This window comes from Kitasatospora sp. NPDC059747, from assembly GCF_042732955.1.
GTDB lineage: Bacteria > Actinomycetota > Actinomycetes > Streptomycetales > Streptomycetaceae > Kitasatospora.
The window spans coordinates 36,535-56,875 of sequence record NZ_JBHWGV010000044.1 but is presented as its reverse complement, the minus strand read 5'-3'; the positions used below and the strand labels follow the sequence as shown (position 1 = coordinate 56,875).

Here is a 20,341-nt window from a genome sequence, read left to right as displayed (position 1 = left end):
TTGTGCGGCCGCGCGCGCGCGCGCCCCCCCCCCCCGCGCCCCGGCCCCCCCCCCCCGCGCCGGCGCCCCCCCCCCCCCCCCCGCGCGGGGGGGGGGGGGGCCCCCCCCCCCCCCGCCGGTGAACAGCCCGTAGCCGTACGCGATGTGCACCTTGTGGCCGGCCCGTCCGCCGGCCGCGCGGATCGAGCGGGCGACGACGTCCGCCCACATCGACAGGTCGTTCTCGGTGTAGCCGACGACGGTCGGGCGCCCGGTGGTGCCGCTGGAGGCGTGGATCCGGCGGACCCGGTCCATCGGGACGGCGAACAGGCCGAACGGGTAGCCCTCGCGCAGGTCGGCCTTGGTGGTGAACGGGAAGCGGGCGAGGTCCGCCAGGCTGCGGCAGTCCCCCGGCCCGACCCTGGCGGCGTCGAACTTGCGGCGGTACAGCTCGACGTTGTCGTACGCGTGCCGCAGGGTGGCCCGGAGGCGGTCGAGCTGGAGGGCGCGCAGTTCGCCGACCGTCATCCGCTCGCCGGCGTCCAGCAGCCCCGGCGGGACGGGCTCGCCGAGGCGCCTCGGCGAGGCGCTCCCGGCTCCCTCGGGGACCCCGGCTTCTTCGGGCGCGCTGCTGGTCATCGTCGCTCCTTCGCAGGTCGGCCGGGCCCCCGCGGCCGCCCCGACCGATCGTTCGGCCGGGCGACCCCAGGGCCAGTAATCCAGGACGCGCCGCGGGTGTCAAGACATCGGGCCGACTCCGCGGAGCCCATCCGGATTGCGCAGTTCCGGCCCGTTCACGGCGAGATTTCCGGGGCCGAGTTGACGATCCGATATGAAAATCATTACGAATTTTTACCCGGATACGGCTACCACCGGCTCCCCCGCATGGTTCAGTGGTCCGGCTTCCCCTGCCACCCGGAGTGATCACCTTGCCCACGTCCCCCGCCCTGGTCAGCGCGCTGCGCGAACTCGGCGACCGACCCGCCGTCGTCGCCGGCGGCCGCTCGATCAGCGGCATCGGCCTGCTGCTCGGCGTCTCCCCGCCCGGCGGACTGCCCGGAGCCGTCGCCGCCAAGGTCGCCGCACACTCCGCGCTGCCCGCGAGCACCGCCCGCGCCGCCGAGCAGCGGCTGCGGCACTGGGCGGGCGTCCTCGGCCCGGAGCCCATCCGGCACACCCTGCTCCACCCCGCGACCGACCTCGCCGTCGAACTCGCCCTCGCCACCCTGCTGGCCGGCGGCACCGTCCACTGCGCCGACCCCGACCAGCGCCCCGAGGAGCAGCTCGCCGCCCTCGCCACCACCGGCACCACCCACCTCACGCTGCCCTCCGACCTGCTCTGGCGCCTCGCCCGCGTGCCCGGCCTCGCCGCCCACGACCTGTCCGCGCTGCGCCTCGTCCTGCACGTCGGCCCCGAGCCCCGGCAGGACGACGTCTACGCCGCCGTCGACGCGCTCGGCGCCGTCGTCGCCCACCTGCGCGAGCCGCACAGCGACGCCGAGGCCGCCGAGCACCGGCTGCGCGCCGCCGCCGCAACCGCCGCGACCGCCGCCTGGAAGCACGCCATCGGCATCACCGCCGAGCAGGTCCGCGACTTCGGCGCACACCTCGACCACGCCGTCCTCGGCTCGCTCCTGCTGACCCTCCAGCAGTACGGCGTCCTCACCGACCCCGCCACCGGGCACACCGAGACCGAGATCCTCGACTCCGTCGTCGTCACCCCCGTCTACCGCCCCCAGGTCGTGCGCTGGCTCGACGCCCTCGCCCGGCACGGCCTGATAGCCCGGCACGACGACCGCTACGTCGGCGCGCCGCCGCTCGCCGCCGCCGAGGTCCGCGAGACCTGGCGCCCGGCCGCCGACGCCTGGGCCGACGGGCTCGGCCAGGCCGCCGCCCTCGACCGGGTCCGGCGCGCCGCCCTGCGCCTGCCCCGCCGGATCACCGGCCAGGAGCCGCCCCGCCCGGCCGTCCCCCCGCTGCGCTGGACCGCCGCCCGCGGGTACTTCGGCGCGGCGCTCGGCTCGCTCGTCCGCGGCATGGCCGAGGCGCACGACGGGCCCGCGCCGCTGCGGGTCCTGGAGCTCAGCGACGGCGACGGCACCGACACCGCGATCGCCCGCGCCCTGTCCGCCCGCCCCCGCCAGGTCGTCGAGCACCACCCGCTGCCCGACGGCGGCCGCTTCGACGTCGTCGTCGCCGCCGGCGCCGGCGACCCGGACACCACCGTCGCGGAGCTCGTCCGCCTGCTGGCGCCCGGCGGCCGGCTGCTGCTCGTCGCGGCGACGGACGAGCAGCTCGACGTCCTCGTCACCACCGAACCCGACGCCCTCGCCGCGCCGGCGCCCGCGCCCGCTCCCGCCGAGGAGTGGCGCGCGGCACTGACGGCGGCCGGCTGCGCAACCGTCCTCGCCCTGCCCGAGGACGGGCACCCGATGGGCCTGCTCGGCCAGCACCTGTTCGTCGCCCGCGTGCCCTGAGCCGCCGCACTAGGATCGAGGACATGGCCCGGTCCTCCCGGCACGCGGACCCGCTCGCGTCGATCGCCTCGATCGCGTCGCTCGGCTCGCTCGGCTCGCTGCTCTCGATCGGCTCGGTCGGGTCGATCCTGTCGATCGGCTCGGTGGGCTCCTTCCTGTCCATCGGCTCGATCGGCTCGTTCGGATCCGTGGGTTCCATCGGCTCGTTCGCCTCCGCCGGCTCGATCGGCTCCGCGCTCTCCGCCCTGTCCATCGGCGCCTGGCGCGGCGTCGGCTCGCTCTGCGGCGCTCACGACCGGGCCGCGTGGTCCCACCCGCCCCGGCGGCAGCACGGTGAGCGCTTCGTGGTCGAGCGGTGAAGCCCGGGTCACGCACCGCCACCCGATGCGTACCATTTCGATACCGAAGCGGGGATGAGCTGCGAGGATCCTCGCCCGTCGGCCCCGGGCCCGGGTAGCATCCGCCTGGGCTCGTCACCGCCCGGCACGCGGGAGTTCGGGGACGGGCCCAGGCCTCCCGGCCGTGATGCAGGCGGCTCCTCCCGCCGTCGGCGGCCTCGGATCCGGGCGGCGGAACCCCGCGGGGCGTTGGCGGTCCCCGCGGACTCGACTCCGCGCGCCAGGGCAGTCGCGCGAACGGCGAAGGGCATCGTGTTGGCGGATCGGCTCACCGGCGGGGACTCCTCACTGCTGCGGCGGATCAACGCGGCGGTCACGCTCCGGGCGTTGCGGGCCGGCCACGCCGTGACCCTCACTCAGCTCGTCGGCGAGACCGGGCTCTCCCGGCCCACCGTCGAGGGCGTCATCGAGGGACTCGTCGACACCGGGCTCGTCGCCGAGGTCGACCAGCCCAAGGAGGACGGCCAGCCGGGCACCGGCCGCCGCGGCCGGCCCGCCCGCTGGTTCCGCTTCCGCGCCGAGGCCGGGCACATCCTCGGCATCGAGATCGGCGTGCACGACGTCCGCGTCATCCTCGCCGACCTCACCGGCGAGGTGCTGGGCAGTCACTTCAAGCCCGTCGACGAGACCCTGGAGGCCGAGGACCGGCTCGCCGCCGTCCGCACCGCCGTCGCCGAGGTCCTGCGCAAGGCCGGCATCTCGCGCGACAACCTGTGGGCCGTCGGCATCGGCACCCCCGGCATCGTCGACCGCGAGGGCACCATCCGGCTCGGCACGGCGATGCCCGGCTGGACCGGCCTCGACCTCGGCGTGCGGCTGCGCCGCTCCTTCCGCTGCCCCGTGCTGATCGAGAACGACGCCAACCTCGCCGCGATCGCCGAGCACTGGCAGGGCGCGGCGGTCGGCGCCGACGACGTCGTCTTCGTCATGGCCGGCCTCAGCCCCGGGGCCGGCTCGCTCATCAACGGCCGCCTGCACCGCGGGTACGGCGGCGCCGCCGGCGAGATCGGCGCGCTGCACCTGCTGGGCCAGGAGGTCACCCCCGAGCGGCTCCTGTCCACCACCGGCAAGCCCCTCAACCCGCTCGACGAGGCGGCCGTCGCCCGCGTCCTGCGGCTCGCGCGCGAGGGCGACGAGGTGGCCAAGGTCGCCATGGACCGCTTCCTGACCCGCCTCGTGCAGTCCGTCGCCGCCCTCGTCCTCGCGATCGACCCGCGCCTGGTCGTGGTCGGCGGGTGGGCCGCCGGGCTCGACGGCGTCCTGGAGCCGCTGCGCGAGCGGCTCGCCGAGTTCACGCTCCGCGCGCCCGAGGTGGCCCTGGCCGCGCTCGGCTCGGAGGTCGTCGCGATGGGCGCCCTGCGCGTCGCCCTGGACCACGTCGAGGAGCAGCTCTTCGCCGTCGACCCGCCCCGGGTCTGACACCTCCGGGTGGGCGAACGACCGAGGGTGGTGCGATGTGGTTCGCGGGCCGCCGTGGCTCAGGAGGCGGCAGTTCAGGAGCCGACGGTTCAGGAGCCGACGGTTCAGGAGGCGGTGCGCACCTCGGAAGACGAGGCGGCGGCGGAGGCCGCGACCGGGGTGACCTCGACGAGACCGGCCTCACCGAAGGTGAGCTTGCAGGTGTCGGCGCGGTAGGTCGCGACGGCCAGCGCCACCAGGCGGCCGGCCGAGGCGTACTGGGTCGTCATCACCAGCACCGGCGAACCCGGCGGGCGCTCCAGCAGGACGGCCTCGTCGGCCTCGGCGACGCCCAGCTCGACCGCGCGGGACTCGCCGTCGACCTCCAAGCGCTCCAACTGGCGCAGCACCGAACGGGCGCGGTCGCTCTCGGCGCGGAAGCCCGGCAGGTGCGGCAGCGCGCAGGCGGGCACGTGCAGCGACTCGGTGGCCACCGCCCGGCCCTCGACCAGCCGGACCCGGCGCACGGTGTGCACGGTGGCGCCCTCGGCGATGCCCAGGTGCTTGGCGAGCTGCGGGGAGGCCGGGGCGGTGGTGCAGTCCACCGTGCGCCAGGACTGGCTGCGCCCGGCACCGGGCCAGCCCTCCTCCTGCCGGTTGACCGGCACGCCGACGCGCGGGGCGGCGATCAGGGTGCCGATGCCGCGGCGGCGGACCAGGCGGCCCTCCAGCTCCAGCTGGTCGAGCGCCTGGCGCAGCGTCGCGCGGGCGACACCGAAGCGGGCGGAAAGCTCGCGCTCGTTGGGCAGCACCTGGCCGGTGGAGAACTCCGAGTCGATGGCGCGGAGCAGCACCGTGCGCAGGTGCCAGTACTTCGGCTCCGGTACCGACGTGAGCTGCCCTGTCGTCCCCACCGTGTCCTCCACCCTGTCGCGTCCGCCCGGCCGGAGTGGCGGGCTGAGAAGAGGGGCGGATCGCGGGCCCGCTGTCCGCTGTTGCGGCAGGTGGGAGAGCGGGCCTTTATCCGTCCTTCTTTATTAAAGGTCCTTGCAGTAAGCGACCCTAGGGGCATCTCGCGGAGATGGTCAAGACCAATGGCACGGCTTGGTGCGACCGTCGCGGGACTTCATGCCGCGTTCACGTCATTCACGTCCGGACGCGCGTCACGGCGCGGGCCGTACGCATCCACTCGGTAGGCTGCCCGGGTGATCGTGGTGACGAGTGTGAACGTGAACGGAATCCGGGCCGCCGCCAAGAAGGGCTTCATCGAGTGGCTGGCCGCCACCGAGGCGGACGTCATCTGCCTGCAGGAGGTGCGCTCCGAGCCCGGCCAGCTGCCCGTCGAGCTCCGGGACCTGGACGGCTGGCACGCCGTCTGGGCCCCGTCCGTCGCCAAGGGCCGGGCGGGCGTCGCCGTCCTGTCCCGCGCGGAACCGCAGCGGACGGCGATCGGATTCGGATCGGAGGAATTCGACAATTCGGGCAGGTACGTGGAAATCGACCTCCCGGGCCTCACCGTCGCGAGCCTCTACCTCCCCTCCGGCGAGGTCGGCACCGAGCGCCAGGACGAAAAGGAACGCTTCATGGCGGAATTCCTCGTCCACCTCACCGCCCTGCGCACCCGCGCCGCCGCCGACGGCCGCGAGGTCGTCGTCTGCGGCGACTGGAACATCGCGCACCGCCCCGAGGACCTCAAGAACTGGAAGGCCAACCAGAAGTCCGCCGGCTTCCTCTCCGAGGAGCGCGCCTGGCTCTCCCGCGTCTACGACGAGGCCGGCTACGTCGACGTCGTCCGCGCCCTCCACCCCGACCGCACCGGCCCCTACTCCTGGTGGTCCTACCGCGGCCGCGCCTTCGACAACGACTCGGGCTGGCGCATCGACCTCATCGTGACAAGCCCGGGCATCGCAGACAAGTGCATCGAGGCCCACGTCGAGCGCGCAGCCTCCCACGCGGAGCGCTGGAGCGACCACGCGCCCGTCACCGCTGAGTTCGACTTCGGCGACGACTGACTTGCACGCACGCCGAAGCGGGGTGGGCGGTGGCGTGATCACCGTCAGGTGATCGACGCGATCGCCTGGAGGTTCCAGACCGGCTCGCAGTGGGTCCACCTGCCCGACGAGTACGGCTCCTGGAAGGGCCTACACCCGGCTGCGGAACTGGGCCATCGACGGGACCTGAGATAGGGTCTTCACCGCCCTGATGGCCCAGGCCGACGCCAAGGGCGAGTTGGCCTGGGTCGTCGCGGTCGACTCCACCATCGTCCGTGCACACCAGCACGCGGCCGGGGCCCGTCAAAGGGGGCCCGGCCGGCGAGCCGCACCACATGCCATCGGACGCTGCCGCGGTGGTCTGACCACGACGATCCACCTGGCCGCGGACGGTCGCCGCCGACCACTGTGCTTCGTCCTCATGCCCGGCCAGTCCAATGACGCACCCGCCTTCGAGCCGGTCATGGCCGCCCTTCGGGTTCCCAGACCGATCGGTCGGCCACGCACTCGGCCCTTGTCGTCCTGGCGGACCGCGCCTACTCCTCCAGGGCCACCCGCGAGCACCTGCGTCGACGCGGGATCCGGGCGGTGATCCCGCAACGCCCGGACCAGGTCGCCAACCGCAAGCACAAGGGCCGCGACCGAGGCAGACCGCCCGCCTTCGATCGCGAGACCTACACGCAGCGCAACACCGTCGAACGATGCATCAACCGCCTCAAAAACTGGCGAGGCCTGGCGACCCGCTACGCCGGGGCGAACCGGGTAGCCCGGCCCGGTCACCCCAGCCAGGCGGACCAGGCCGCGACGGCGGGCTATTCGAGGTCGACGAACAGCTCGGCATCGAAGGCCCGGTGCGCCGTGGGGCAAACCGGCTTCCAAAACCGGTCCGGCCGCACCGCCGCGGCCGGCTTCGGGATCGGCTCCGGCGCCGGGCGGGGGCGACGGGGGCGCCGGGGCGGCACCGTGGCCTTGGGCGGACGATGGTCCGCCGGCCGGGAGTTGGCGTTGTGGCCGATGCGCTTGCGCTGCGTCCGAATCATGACGTTCTCCTTGATCACACGTTGCGTCCTCCGGCACACACCAGCGCGCCGCCGAATTTCATTTCGAGAAATTCGGCCGGTCGTTCGAATTCACTGGGCGGCCGGACCCCGGCTGCCGACGATGCGCCAGCCGGGGCGAGGTGAATGCAGCGTGCCAGAAGCACTGGAGGTTGCCAACTCGCTTGCGTTAGGCGAACGTTAATCCCCGATCGATGGTCCGTGGCATGCTTTCCGCATCGGCCGACCGGGCCGACCACAAAGGGGAGGGGAAGGGGCGGAAGGCATGGAGTTTCGCATCCTGGGGTCAGTGGAGGTCCTGCAGGGAGGAGTTCCGACGGAGGTCAATCCCAAAATTCTGGAGTTCCTCGCCACGCTCCTGTTGGCGGCCAACACCAGCGTCACACACGCGGAGATCACGAGCTACCTCTGGCCCGGCGAGGCTTCGAACGCAGGTCGAATTCGCCAGTGTTCCCACCAGTTACGGCAAGTTGTCCCGGACATCCCGCTGCGGACCGGTCGGGGGTTCTGCCGGATCCAGGTCGATCCACGGCACTTCGACTACACCCGGTTCCAGGAGCACTACGGCAGGGCCACCACCGCAGCGGACCCTTCCGTCCGGCTTCGGGAACTCAGAACCGCGGTCGGGCAGTGGCAGGACCGCGGCCCCCTGGCAGGCCTGTCCGGAACCGGGTTCCGCAGGAAGCGGGACGCCCTCCTGATGCAGCTCCGGGACGCGACCGCCGACTGCATCCGTGCCGAGCTGGGGTACGGAGAGCACCGTGCCGCTCTCCACCGCGTCGGCGAGGCCCGTGGACGCTGGCCGAGCAACGAGACACTACTCGAACTGGAAGTCCGGATCCTGGAAGCCCTGGGCCGGCCGGACGAGGTCGAGCCGCTGCTGACCAGCTGGGAACGGCAGTTCGGACGGTCCACCGTCCACCTCCTACTCGCCCCCGACGCGGCTCACGCACCACCGGGCGCACAAGCCCCGCCCGCCCGTACGACGCCCCGCCAACTCCCGGCCCGCCCGCCCCACCTGGTCGGCCGGGACACCCAGGTCGACAGGATCAGCGATACCCTGCTGGGCCGGACCGAGGGCAGGTCCCGGATCGCGGTGATCTCGGGCATGCCCGGGGTCGGCAAGACGGTTCTGGCGAAGTGGACGGCCGGCGAGCTCGAGCAGCACTTCCCCGACGGCACCCTCTACGTCGACCTCGGCGGCTTCTCTTCGCGCGAGCCGGAACGCCACGAGCAACTGCTCGCCAGATTTCTCAACGACCTCGGCGTGCGTGCGACCCCCACGCGGGACGGCATGCTCGCCGCCTACCGCACCGCTCTCGCGGACCGGGCCGTTCTGCTGATCCTGGACAATGCCCGCAACGAGCAGCACGTCCAGCACCTCCTCCCCGGGCCGGGGAGCAGTGCCGCGATCGTCACCAGCCGTCGCCAGCTGCACGGCCTGTGGGTCAACCAGGGCGCCGACCTCGTAACCCTCGCTCCGCTGAACCGGCGCGCCGCGACGGAGTTGCTGGGCAGACACCTCGGCGAACAGCGGATGAGGCTGGTCCGCCCGTTCCTCGAGGACCTCGTCCAGTGCTGCGCCGGGATGCCCCTGGCGCTGGCGATCACCGCCGCTCAGATCCTCAAGCGCCCGCCGCAGGCGATCGGGGACGTCAGCCGCGGCCTCCGCGAGGACAGCACCCGGCTGCGCCAACTCGACCTCGGCACGGAGGAGACGAGCGTCCGACTGTCGTTCGACGCCTCGCACGAACAGTTGCCGCCCGTGGCGAGAGAGCTCTTCTGGCAGCTGGCGGTGCACCCGGGTCCCACGATCAGCTGGGCCGCCGTTCGTGCGCTCCGGCCGGACGACCCCCTCGGCACCAGCAACGCCTTCGACGAGATCGTGAGCATGAACCTGGCGACCGAGGCCTCCCTCTCCCGCTTCGCCCTCCACGACCTGCTCCGGGTCTACGCCGGTGAGCTGGCAGCGCAGCGCAGTGAGGCCGAGCGGGCCGAAGTGGCGCAAAGCGTCCTGGAGTTCATGCTGCAGAACGCCGCGTCCTGCGACCGCCGGCTGGACCCGGCCCGCAACCTGCCGATCGGCGAACCGCAGGGAGTCCGCGTTGACATTCCGAAGGACGTCACCGGGGCAATGGCCTGGTTCGAAGCCGAGTACTCGACGCTGACGGCCCTGATCGACACCGCCCACGCTCGCGGACTCGACCATTACACCTGGTTGCTACCGATGGTGCTCGTCTCCTTCCAGTGGCGCTCCGGCCGGTACCTGGACACCCTCCGGCACCTGCCCGGTGCCCTCGAGGCCGCCCGGCGGGTCGCAGCACCGACGGACGTCGCCATGGTCCACCGCATGCTCGGCGGCACCCACCGCGGTCTCGGGAACCTGGCCCGGGCGACCCGCGAGTTGCGCAGCGCGGTAAGGCTGAGCGAGGAAAGCGGGGATCTCCGCGGCACCGCCCTCGGGCACCACACCCTCGGGGTCATGCTGCGGGAGAACGGCGCGCCGGGCGAGGCGCTCGGACACCTCACCCGGGCGCTCACGGCTTTCCAGGAACTCAACGACGTCCTCGGCGAGGGCGCGGCGCTGGCCGGCATCGGTGCCGCCCACTACGACCTGCAGCGTTACGACATCGGCCGGGACTACTGCCAGCGGGCGCTGAACCTGCTGAGCAGCACGGACGACGTCAACGGCCGGGCGTACGCGTCCTTCAGCCTGGGCCGGACCCATGTGGCACTCGGCGACCTCAGGAGCGCCGTGTCCGCCTTCGTCCGCGCGGTAAGGCTCTACCGGTCGCTGCACTACCGGAGCCGGGAGGCCAGGACCCTCGTATGGCTCGCCGACACGCTCGCGCTCGCCGAGCGGCCCCTGATGGCGGCCCAGACGGTCGCCGAGGCCCGGTCCCTGCTGGTCGGACTGGGCGAGGGCGACCCCGACGCGGCCGTCGAACGACTGAGGTCCCAGCCGTGACAGCCGGACGGCCGGGTGCAGACCGGTGGCTCAGGTCCTCCACAGACCGCGGCGGTAGTACGCGGTCGGATCGGGCTTTGTCACCTTCGAGGACGCGGCGGACCCGAGCTCGGGAAGCATTGGCCGCAAGTAGCCGTACAGCTCGTCCACCCCCCTCGGACGCTCCAGCGGGTTGAGCGAGACCATGGCCAACCCCAGGCTCCGGAGGGCGTCCGGCATTACGGCCCGCAGACCGGCCGGGAAGGCCCGTTCGGTGCCGTCGAACGGGTACTCCACGGGGTGGTAGGGCAATTGCCCGGTGACCATCCGGAACAACAACGCGCCGAGGGCAAACACATCCACCTGCGGGGTAAGTTCGGCTTCCCGGTCGTACTGTTCCGGTGCGGCGTAACCGGGGCTTCCCCCGGGCGCGGTGTTGAGCCCGCCGGCCCTTACCGAGATGCCGACGTCCAGCAGCCGCACGCAACCGTCGTACTGGATCATCGTGTTGTTCGGTGTGACATCGCGGTGGACGTAGCCCTTGCTGTGCAGTCGACCGAGGATCTCGCACAGCTGCCCGATGACCGATACCGCATCCAGTGCCGAAACCGGCTCGTGATCGGCGATCCATTCGGCGACTGTTACTCCTTCGACGAGTTCCATGACGAGGAACTGCCGGTCGCTTCGGCCGAAAGTGCCCCGGTCGAAGATCCGCGGGATCCCCCGGACCTCCAGGACGTCCCACATGCGTCTGTATTCCTGGTCGATGTACCGGCCGTAATCCGCATAGGTGGCAAGCGACTCGAACGTCCGAGCGGGTTGGAGTTTGATGGCGACATCACGCCCGATTTCGATGTCCCGAGCGACGAAGATCTCCCCCTCGCCACCCTCGCCGAGCTTCCGGACAACTCGATAGCGGGCGTTCAGCAGCATCCCAGGAAATAACACAGAAGCTCCATAAGGAAAGAGAAACCCGCGGCCCGCTCGACCGAGCGCACCGGGCCCCAGAAAAGTGAGGTCAGTATGGCAGGCAGTTGGCCGCCCGAAGGCCTGGTCGGCGATTCCTCCGCCGTCCGGATAACCCTCGGCATGTTCGGACCGGAGCAGTATCGCTGTCCCGCGTCCGACGTGTTCAAGGCCCGCGGGCTCCGGGCCCGGGAGCGGCCCGCGTGGAAGCCCGAGGCTTTGGAGTCGTTCACCAACGGCCCGTTCATGGCAGCGGCCGACGAGATCGAGCGGACGGCGGACGAGCCGCCGCCGAGCGAACCGCGCCGACGGCGGCCGCGGCCGCTGCACGACGGCGTGCGGCAGTGGACCGCGCACGCGCTGCGCATGTACCGCGAGGCCTTCCCGGACGACCCCGGGCTCCTCCCCGTCCACAAGCCCTGGATCTACCGACACTGCGGGCCCGAACCTGACGGCTCCGGCGCCGTGGAGTACCGGATCACCGCCTGGGGGCGCTACTTCGAGTCCCCCGACGGCCGGCTGCGTGAGCTGAGGCTGCCCGTCAACCGGCTGCGAGAACGCACCGACGCGGAACGCGCCGTGGCCGCCTTCGTCGCGGCGGAGGGGACGCCGGACCCGCGGGTCGAGGAGGTCCGGGTCGTCCAGTTCGCTCTCTCCGACGGACGGACGCAGAGGGTCTTCGAGGGGACCCGACTGGAAGCCGTGGTGGCTCACCGGCTCCACGGGGCCCCGGCCGTAAGGGCGTTGCTCGACGGTCGCGAGTACCGGCCCGGCTCGGCCTGCGCCTCGTGCGCCATCGCACCGGCCTGCCCAACCCTCCGGCGGGCGGGCGGCCTGCTCGGGGTCTCCGACCGGAGCCGGCCGCGCCGCACCTGGTCCTCCACCACCGGCCGCTCGCACCGCAGCTGCCCGGCCCGCGGCTACCTGCGCGGTCTGCGGCTCCCGGTCGACGACAAGCAGGAGCGGGGAGCCGCCGCCGAGCGCGGACGGGCGATTCACGCCTTCCTCGCGGAGCGGCACGGCCGGCGGCCATACACCCCGTGTCAGGCGGGGGTCCCGGAGGACTGGGTACCCGAGGGCTACCAGCTCACCGACGAGGAGCGCCGGCTCGGCGCCCGGCTGCTGCGCCACCACGCCGAGGTCTGCCCGCTGCGCATCGCCGGTCCGGAGGCGGAGGTCGGGATCGAGCCCAAGCTGGCGTTCGACGACACCGCGGCCGACCTGGTCGTCCTGGCGGAGCCCGACCTGCTGTACCGGGACTTGGAAGGAGCCTGGGTCTGGCGGGAGACGAAGACCTCCGGCAATGACCGCGCCTGCCGTGACCCGCTCGCCTCCTACCCTCAACTCGCCCTGGCCGTCAGGATCATCGGCACCGGAGCGCTCCAGGACGGGCAAGCCGGCGGCCGGGTCGAACTAGAACTCCTCCAACCCGGTGGCGTCGACCTCCGTACACTCGACCCGTTCGACTCCCGCACCCGCGCCGCCGCCGAGGCGGCGCTGCGCGAACAGGTGACGGGCTGGCACTCGGAGGACCTGTTCCAGGCCGTCCCCGGCCCGGACTGCGCGGGCTGCGAGGTGGCCCGGTGGTGCTCGGCGCGGCAGCCCCGGCAGACCACCACGGAGGCCTCGGCGTGACCGCGCACGAGCCCCCGGGCACCGAACTGCTCGCCGCCGTGGCCCGGGGCGTGATCGACCTGACCGGCATCCGGCCGTCGGCCTTTCGGTTGCCCTACCCTGCGAGCCTCCAACTCGCCCTGGACCGCGTCGTCCTGGAGTCGATCACCCGTCGAACCACAGTGCCCCGCAGCGTGCCGGAACTGCTGACCTGGTGCCGCGAACGGGCCCCGATGGAGTGGCTGTTCCTCCCTCGCGACTTCCTCACCCCCGGCGCCCGCCTGATCCACCCCACCGCCGACGAACCGACGCGAACCTGTGCCGAGCTGGCCTCGCTGGGCCGCCACGGCGCCCTGGAACAGGAAGCGCAATCCCTCCTGTCCAAGCTCGCCGACACTTGCGGCAGTCCTGCCAGGTTCGCCCAGTGCCGTGATTTCCTGATCCGCCGACCGGTCGTCCTGCGGTTCGATCCGATGGAGCTGCTGCAGCCGTCCCTGGCCAACACCTGGCGGCTGGTCAAGGACCTCTACGGTCCCGTGCCCGATCACTACCCGGCCGACGGGCTGGTGCATTGCTGCTCCGGGTGCGGCCTGCTCGCCAAGACCGACACCGCCGGCGGCCGCTGGTGCGAGGGCGGCTGCCTCTCGGAGGATCTCAAACTCGACGCCTCCCACCAGCCCGGCAAAGCGCTGGTGCTCCCCCTTGCCCTGCGGCTCTTTCTCTCTCTGCCGGGCCGCACCGAACTGGAGGTCCGCGCCCGCCTCGGGGATCGCTCCGCTCCGCTACTGGCGGTCCTCGGCATCCACCGGATCCCGGGCCGCAACGGGGAGCCGCTGGACTATCAGGTCCAGGACCGGGAGCAACCGATACCGGCAGCGCAGCGGGCGGCCGAGGCGGCCTCCGGGCTCGACGGGCAGTTGAACGTCGTCGTGCCGGACGACCGGACGAGAAGCCCGGTGTACCGGCAGGCCTTCGAGCTGGCGCTTCCGCCCGGCGCGCGGGTGCGCCTGAGGTCCGTCAGCGAGTTCACCGCCAGCGAGCCGACCGACGGCACCCGGAGGGGTCATGCGTAGCACCGCCCATTCACTGACCGAGGTACTCAACCGGCTGTCGGACGCCTCCGACGGGCTGCGGACGGAGCGACTTCAGGCCCTGTGTGAGATCGAGATCGGGCTCCACCTCCAGGAGAGATACGTGCCCGGTGCGCCGGCCGCAGAGGCCTGGGCGCTGTTCAGCGGCTACCCGTTCGCCCGGGCTTGGGGAACGGTCGACCCGGCCGGTGAGCAGACGCTCCGCACCGCCCGGCACACCTTGTGGATCTGGGGCCGTCGGCTGGCCTGGACCGAGGCGCTAGAGGAGTACCAGTGCCTCGACCGCCAACTGCGGGCCTACGACGTCACGGATCCGGAGCACCCGGCCGTCCGCCGCGCCTCCCTGTCCGTGGCCCCGGACCGTTGGGAGGTCTACGACCGGCTCCTCCAGGCGGCTCCCGTATTCGCCGGACGGCCCCTGGCGTTCGCCGGCTCCGGGCGCCACGCCTTCCCGGTCGGCCGCCAACTGGCCAGCGTCCGACTCCCGGACCTCACCCTGCCGCCCCCGGTGCGCCACGACCTGGCAGCGCCGCCGGTGAACAAGGGCGAGCCGCTCACCTTCGAGTGGTCCGATCTGCTCGACACGGCCGCCTCCATGGACGCGCGACAACCTGCGAACTGGGTCGGCCGCCTGGAGGCCGTGCACCTCTTCACCCGCCAGGACGGGCGATTTCAGCGATCCGAGCGGTTCGAGGTGGCCCGGATCCAGCACCTGCTGGGCATCGTCGGCGCCGGCAAAAGCACCGTGCGGGACGTTCTGGCCGTGCACCTGGCCCGTCAGGGGCTGCGGGTGACCGTAGTCGTCGGGGACGTGACCGAGCAGCTCAAGCTGGTCCGGTTGTACAACACCCACGTACCCGACTCGGCCGCACCGGTGATCGGCGCTTCGAGTCGCCAGCAGCACGCCGAGCGGCTGCATCGGAGGCTGGTCGGCCTCGGCCGACGCAACCTGCTCACCCACGACGACCCCGGGTTCGACTACCTCGGCACCTCGTGCGCAGTGAACGCGCTGCGCCACGAGGAAGGCCATCCCGCCGACGACCTGCTGGACGTCAGCGAAGCACCGTGTACCCGGCTGCAGGCGCCCAGCCGTCGGCGCGATGCCCGGGACGACTCCTGGGGCCGGAAGTCGCTGGCGTGCCCGTTCTGGTCCGGCTGCCCGCGTCACCACGGCGCCCAGGAGCTCGTCAGAGCGGTCGTCTGGGTCGCCACCATCGCCAGTCTGATCGACTCCAAGGTGCCGCACGCACAGAACCACGAGCGGATCCGGTACCTCGAACTCGCCTGCCGACGCAGCGACTTGGTGATCGTCGACGAAGCCGACCGGATCCAGATGCAGCTCGACGGGATGTTCGCCCCGGCCATCCCTCTGATCGCCGACAGGCCCGACAGCCGGTCCTTCCTCTACGACGTCAACCAGCACCGGCTCAGGGAGCTGGCGGGCGGCGGTCAGATCCAGCTGTCCAACCGCGACGTGGAGAACTGGTCCGCCGCCGTCAACACCACCCAGACAGCGGCCGACCGGCTGGTCGCGATGCTGGTCAGCAACCACGGCCTGCGCACCTGGGTCAGGACTGGTTACTTCAGCGCGTGGACCCTTCAACTCCGGTTGATGGAGGAGCGCTACCCGCTCCCGGAGGACCGCGAGACCACCTCCGCCGACAACGCAGAGCCAACGACGGAGCACCCGCACCGGCAGCCACGACGCGCGCTCACCGAGGTCCTGGATGCCTTCCGGGACAACCCCTTCGGTGACCGGCGTCCGGCCACTCCCGAGGGCGCGCGGCTCACCAGCCTGCTCGGCGAACTCCTGCACACCACCTACCGCGAGAACACCCGGACCCGGCTCAAGGAGGTGCTCTGCCACCTGTTCGACCTGGATCCTCTCCTGGAGCCCTCAGCCGCCGGCCGTGACCGATACGAGCAACTGAGCCGAAGGACGCACGCCGAACCGGACGAGAACGGTGGGAACACCGGCGCCGGCCGAGGAGCAACCAGGCGCAAGCGAAGGGACCGATTGCCGTCGAACCCGCAGGATTGGCTCGAACTGTTGCTGACGCGCTTCGAGTTCACGCTCCTGCTGAGTGCGCTGGAGCCCCGGCTCGCACTGGTCAACGCCATGTGGCCGCGCGTCGCGGCAGCCCTCAACCTGGGTTTCAACGAGATGTACCGACGCCCGCTCGACTACGGCCCGATGGTGCCCGAGGCCCCGATGGGCAACGTCATCGGTTTCCAGTTCCTGATGGAGGGACCCGACCCCGGCGGGATCCGCAGCGGGGAGCTGCGCTTCTTCCGGTGCAGCGGGGTCGGCCGGGAACTGCTCCGGGTGATGCCCGACCTCCCGACGGTGGACGGTCGTCCCGGCACGAACGTCCTGCTGATGTCCGGCAGCAGCTGGGCCGGCCGCTCCAGCCGCTACCACGTCCAGGTGCCGATCGGCGCGATCATCGAGCCGGATCCCCGGGAACTGGACCGGATCGCCGAACAGAGCGAGTTCCGCTTCGAGTTCATCCGCGAGGACTGCGGGTGCCGGTCGTGCTGTCGGTGCGAGCCCACCAATGAGGCGCAGCGGCTCTCCGGTGAGCCCGTCGACCAACGGGCCGAGGTGCTGCGCCGGATGGTCACCGTCCTCGGCAGGAACGACCACGGGCCGAGCCGGCTCCAGGAGGAACTGAAGCTCCTGCCGGAGAGCCGGCGGCACGTCCTGCTGCTGGTCGGGAGCTACGGGGAGGCCGCTGTCGTGGCGAACACCCTGCACACCCTCAACCGGCGGTGGAAGGGTCGGGTGTGGCGCCTCGCCGCCGACGACGATCCGGACGCCGGCACCCGGGCGGAGGACGACGAGCACCACGCGCCCGTCCTGCGCCGGGGCGACGTCGAAGCGCTCTCATCGACCGGCGCCGAGATCCTGGTGGCCCCCCTGCTGGCGGTCGAACGGGGACACAACATCCTCGACCTGGCCCATCAGCACGCGGCCATCGGGTCCGTTTACTTCCTCGCCCGGCCCAACCCGCGCCCCGATGACCTCGCTCTCGCCGTGCACGCGATCAACGACTGGATCGTCCGGGCCATCGAGGGCACGGACTTCGACGATTGGGTGCAGAGCGAGTCCACGCTGGGCCGCGGTGCTCGCAAGGTCCGCGACGAGGCCCGCTCCCGGTGGTACGCCGTCCTCGCGCGGAGCCTGGCCTGGAGCCGGCTGAACGATGACGACCGGCTGCAGGTCACCTGGGACCTGCTGGTGCTCATCTGGCAGGTTATCGGCCGGTCCGTCAGGGGCGCGGTACCCACCCGCGTGGCCTTCGTCGATGCCGCCTTCGCGCCCAACCTGGCCACCGGCGGCCCGTCCGACGAACCGGACACCGCGCGGACCAGCCTCCTGTACAGCATCCACGCCGTGCTCAAGCCGTACTTCACCGCGGGCACCGCCGTGGCCGCGGCCGACCGCCACATCGTCCGGGCGCTCTACCGGCCGATGTGGACGGCTCTGGACCACTGCCTCAGCACCATCAACGACGAAAGGAACAGTGCGTGCACCGCCTGATCAGCACCACCGCGTACGAACCGGACCCGCACGCAGACCCCTGGGTCGAGCCCTACCGGGTGATCGGCTTCCCCGACGAGTGGCGGGACGAATTCACCGACCTCTACCGACGGCGCTGGGGCCGCCGGGAGGAGCCTGTCGGCCTCCCGGTACGCAAGCTCAACGAGCTGCTTCGCGCCACCGCGCCGGGCCTGGTCGCCACCGGCCGGGGTGCCGGCGGCAGCGCCGAGGTGCCCTGGTTCTACGCCTCGCAGGACATGCCCGCCGAACTGGTCGGCCCGCTGCTCGCGTCCTGGGTGATGACGCTGCCGCCCGTCGACGACACCGATCACGAACGCGTGGCCGACCATCGGGCGGCCCTGGACCGGGCCCTGGCACTGATCGACAACCACAACCCGCAGTGGCAGAACGAGTCCGTGGACCTCACCGCCGCCCGGCTCACCGACGGCGGCACCGCCCGCCCCGACCGCAGCCTGTACCGCCTGCTGCCCGAGCAGATCGGGGCCAGGCTCACCGCCCGCCCGCTTCGGCTCGGCGGCGTCGACCTGTCCTTCCGGCAGGTCACCCGGGACCAGGGTGTCGAGATGGTCAGTTGGCCTCCCCGGCAGTACACCCGGGGAAAGCGCACCTGGCACTACTCGGCGCTGGTGACCGTGACCGTGCAGACGGTGCCTTTCGCGACACACTTCCGCGTGCACGTCGACTACGGGATCCGCCGGTGGGTGACCGGATCGCAGGTCTGGCTGCCACCCGGCCGCGGCGCCACCGTCCTGCTCGATACCCCTTTGCCATGGCCCGGTGCCCACGGCCCGCGCCGCCGCCTCACCGCCAACACGCTGGCGTTCAACCGCCGCCTCGGCATGCCGGCCTGGCGTCGGCACAGCCTCGTCGAGTTGCTGCCCGAACTCGACGTGCTGCGCGCCTACCCGAAGCCCACCGACCTGATCGCCGACCCGGCGGACTGGCTCGCAGGCCGCGACGGGGTCGCCGCCGGTGTCGTCCACAGCACCGCGATGGGCGTGCACGGGGTCGGAACCGGCCTCATGCCGCTCGAACGGTCCCTGGTCGACCAGTGGGTCGAGGAAGGCCTCGCTCCGGCGTTCCGCCGGGTGGCCGACCTGGAACGCGCGCATCGGAAGCCGACACCGGTACTCCTGCCCACCGCCCGGTCGAAGGACCCGAAGGTACAGGAAGAGCGCACCCGGCAGCGCGTCCGCGCGCGCCGTGACGCCGTGCGCGCGGCGCTCGATGGCCACCCGTTGCAGGTGGATGTGCTCTGGCAGACCGAGGAGACCCGGGACGAACTCGTCGCCGCGCTGCGCGACTGGCTCGGGCTCCCGGCGGGCCCCGGCCCGGTGGACGCTGTTCAGGAGTGGCAGGTGGGCGGTCTCTGCGTCGTGCTGCGAACTCGCCCGCTCGGCCGTCTGGGAGCTGCGCTGTCGCTCGATGGCGCCCCCGGACGATCCCGCGCCCAGGTCCTGTCCTCCGCCGTCCGGGACCGTGCCGCCCGAACGGCCGACTTCCTCGGCGCCGGCATCGATCCAGTGGGGCTGGCGTTGGTGGAGACCCTCGGCTCGGAGCGGTTCAAGCACGAACTCGACAGCGACCCGAAGCACGCGCTGCGCCACGGCTGCGCCGCCGCCCGCAGGGTCAGCCAGTTCGTCGTCGTCCCGGAGGACTCCGAGGCCGCCGTCGACCTGCGGGCCAGGTCTGCGCTGGCCGACGGGATGCGCCAGCTCGGCGCTGTGGTTCCGCCGGAACAGCGCCTCGACGAGGAACTGCCGGACGACCTGCAGTACCTGGCGCTGTGGCAGGTCCGGCGCCAGGCCGACGGGCCGACCCGCCGGGCCGGCCGGCAGCTGGTCGCCCTGCGGATCCGTCCCCACGACACGGCGCATCCGGTACGCGGCTGGGACGACGCCATCAAGGCCTGGGTGCCGTACGCCAGCTTCCTGATCAGCCTCGCCGCGGACAGCGCCGACGGGACCGGCTCTTCGGGGTCGGGACGAGGCGCCGCGACCACCAGGGAGCGTCAGGACGAGGCCGAGCGCCGGATCCGGTCGCTGCTCTTCCAGGTTCGCGACCGGCCGACGTTGCTGCTGGCGAACAGCGGGAATCTCCGCGAGACCTGGCCCGGGCTCAACAACGGGCAGCTGGAGAAGGACATGTTGACCTTCCAGGGCGGGCCGCCGGTCCGCGTCGCCCTGCACGGCGCCGACCTGCGGGTCGTTCTGCTGCGCGACAGGAACGACCGGGGCGAGACCCCCCAGTGGTACGCGCCCGGCGCCACCGAGGAAGAGCCGCCAGGCTTCTCAGCCGGCCTGTGGGTGGCGCAGGACGCGGACCCCGACCACCGGGTGTTCCTCAGCACCGTCGGCAAGCCTCCGACCGCGGGGACCGTACGCCGTGACCTCCGCAAGCTGGTCCCGGACCAGGACTGGCCGCACGGCCCCGCGGCCACCGCCTGGAACCCGCAGGCGCTGGAACTCACGGTTCTGGGCTGCCACTCGCCCGCGGCCCTCGCTGCGGCCGAGCGCGCCGGCGCCGCCGCGGACCGCCCGGCTGCGGTCGCGGCGGCCACCCACCGGCTGCGCTTCCATGACGAGTACCATCCGCTCTCCCGGCCGCTCCCGCTCCACCTGGCGAAGCTGGCGGAGGAGTACGTCCTGCCGCTCGCGCCGGTGCCCGCGGCCGATCCGACCGCCGAATAGCGGCACACAGGTGGAGGCTCCGTCCTGCGGAGCCTCCACCGCTCTGACCTCGCACCAGACCGAGCGGAATATTTATATGACTTATTTTTCAGCTCACCATCTCCGCGGAATCTCTGACTAGGATGATTCCGACTCGAAACACCCTCCGCGAAAAGCGAGTTCAGCAT

12 protein-coding genes and 2 pseudogenes are annotated in these 20,341 nt (G+C 72.2%); 10 read left to right on the top strand and 4 right to left on the bottom strand.

Translation table 11 applies throughout. The annotated features are described in order from the left end of the window. Nucleotides 1–103 precede the first annotated feature (103 nt). Nucleotides 104–507: pseudogene (locus ACFV4G_RS20565) on the bottom strand (phenylacetate--CoA ligase); the annotation flags it as partial. Between the two features lie 401 nt (nt 508–908). On the opposite strand from ACFV4G_RS20565, the gene ACFV4G_RS20560 reads away from it, so the two are divergent. The 3 genes from ACFV4G_RS20560 to ACFV4G_RS20550 all read left to right on the top strand — a co-directional run bounded on the left by ACFV4G_RS20560 (nt 909) and on the right by ACFV4G_RS20550 (nt 4,273). Further along, on the top strand, nt 909–2,456 hold the full coding sequence (locus tag ACFV4G_RS20560; protein WP_380442316.1) for a hypothetical protein: 1,548 nt from the start codon (nt 909–911) through the stop codon (nt 2,454–2,456). 23 nt (nt 2,457–2,479) lie between these two features. Beyond that, a complete protein-coding gene (locus tag ACFV4G_RS20555) occupies nt 2,480–2,815 on the top strand; it encodes a hypothetical protein (protein ID WP_380442314.1) in 336 nt (111 codons plus the stop codon). A 294-nt stretch (nt 2,816–3,109) separates the two neighbouring features. Beyond that, entirely contained in the window at nt 3,110–4,273 is a 1,164-nt protein-coding gene (locus tag ACFV4G_RS20550) for an ROK family protein (protein ID WP_380442312.1), read from the top strand. A 104-nt stretch (nt 4,274–4,377) separates the two neighbouring features. Here the strand turns inward: ACFV4G_RS20550 and ACFV4G_RS20545 are convergent, their stop codons facing one another. Then, nucleotides 4,378–5,166: a GntR family transcriptional regulator gene (locus ACFV4G_RS20545; protein ID WP_380442310.1), complete on the bottom strand. Its 789-nt coding sequence runs from the start codon at nt 5,164–5,166 to the stop codon at nt 4,378–4,380. Between the two features lie 291 nt (nt 5,167–5,457). Between ACFV4G_RS20545 and ACFV4G_RS20540 the strand changes: the two genes are divergently transcribed. Then, nucleotides 5,458–6,264 carry an exodeoxyribonuclease III gene (locus ACFV4G_RS20540; protein ID WP_380442308.1) on the top strand — a complete coding sequence of 269 codons (807 nt, stop codon included), beginning with the start codon at nt 5,458–5,460 and terminating at the stop codon, nt 6,262–6,264. A 12-nt stretch (nt 6,265–6,276) separates the two neighbouring features. Next, nucleotides 6,277–7,059 (top strand): annotated as a pseudogene (locus ACFV4G_RS20535) (IS5 family transposase); the annotation flags it as partial. Here ACFV4G_RS20535 and ACFV4G_RS20530 read toward each other — a convergent pair. Then, the gene (locus tag ACFV4G_RS20530) at nt 7,056–7,301 is read right to left on the bottom strand and encodes a hypothetical protein (protein ID WP_380442306.1); all 246 of its coding nucleotides are present in this window, start codon (nt 7,299–7,301) and stop codon (nt 7,056–7,058) included. The pseudogene ACFV4G_RS20535 and the gene ACFV4G_RS20530 sit on opposite strands and share 4 nt — an antisense overlap. Before the next feature lie 265 nt (nt 7,302–7,566). On the opposite strand from ACFV4G_RS20530, the gene ACFV4G_RS20525 reads away from it, so the two are divergent. Continuing rightward, complete coding sequence (locus ACFV4G_RS20525) at nt 7,567–10,269, top strand: tetratricopeptide repeat protein (RefSeq protein ID WP_380442304.1); 2,703 nt, start codon at nt 7,567–7,569, stop codon at nt 10,267–10,269. Nucleotides 10,270–10,299: 30 nt separating this feature from the next. Here the strand turns inward: ACFV4G_RS20525 and ACFV4G_RS20520 are convergent, their stop codons facing one another. Continuing rightward, nucleotides 10,300–11,181: a serine/threonine-protein kinase gene (locus tag ACFV4G_RS20520; RefSeq protein WP_380442301.1), complete on the bottom strand. Its 882-nt coding sequence runs from the start codon at nt 11,179–11,181 to the stop codon at nt 10,300–10,302. Nucleotides 11,182–11,271: 90 nt separating this feature from the next. On the opposite strand from ACFV4G_RS20520, the gene ACFV4G_RS20515 reads away from it, so the two are divergent. Genes ACFV4G_RS20515 through ACFV4G_RS20500 form a run of 4 tightly spaced genes read left to right on the top strand, consistent with a single transcriptional unit; the run spans nt 11,272 to nt 20,174 of the window. Beyond that, the gene (locus ACFV4G_RS20515) at nt 11,272–12,849 is read left to right on the top strand and encodes a PD-(D/E)XK nuclease family protein (RefSeq protein ID WP_380442299.1); all 1,578 of its coding nucleotides are present in this window, start codon (nt 11,272–11,274) and stop codon (nt 12,847–12,849) included. Further along, the gene (locus tag ACFV4G_RS20510; protein ID WP_380442297.1) at nt 12,846–13,901 is read left to right on the top strand and encodes a hypothetical protein; all 1,056 of its coding nucleotides are present in this window, start codon (nt 12,846–12,848) and stop codon (nt 13,899–13,901) included. The genes ACFV4G_RS20515 and ACFV4G_RS20510 overlap by 4 nt, the downstream gene beginning before the upstream one ends. After that, the gene (locus tag ACFV4G_RS20505) at nt 13,894–17,463 is read left to right on the top strand and encodes a hypothetical protein (protein ID WP_380442295.1); all 3,570 of its coding nucleotides are present in this window, start codon (nt 13,894–13,896) and stop codon (nt 17,461–17,463) included. Before ACFV4G_RS20510 ends, ACFV4G_RS20505 begins: the two co-directional genes overlap by 8 nt. Next, nucleotides 17,451–20,174 (top strand): pPIWI_RE module domain-containing protein, encoded by a 2,724-nt coding sequence (locus tag ACFV4G_RS20500; RefSeq protein ID WP_380442293.1) that lies wholly within the window; start codon nt 17,451–17,453, stop codon nt 20,172–20,174. Before ACFV4G_RS20505 ends, ACFV4G_RS20500 begins: the two co-directional genes overlap by 13 nt. The last annotated feature ends 167 nt before the right edge of the window (nt 20,175–20,341 follow it).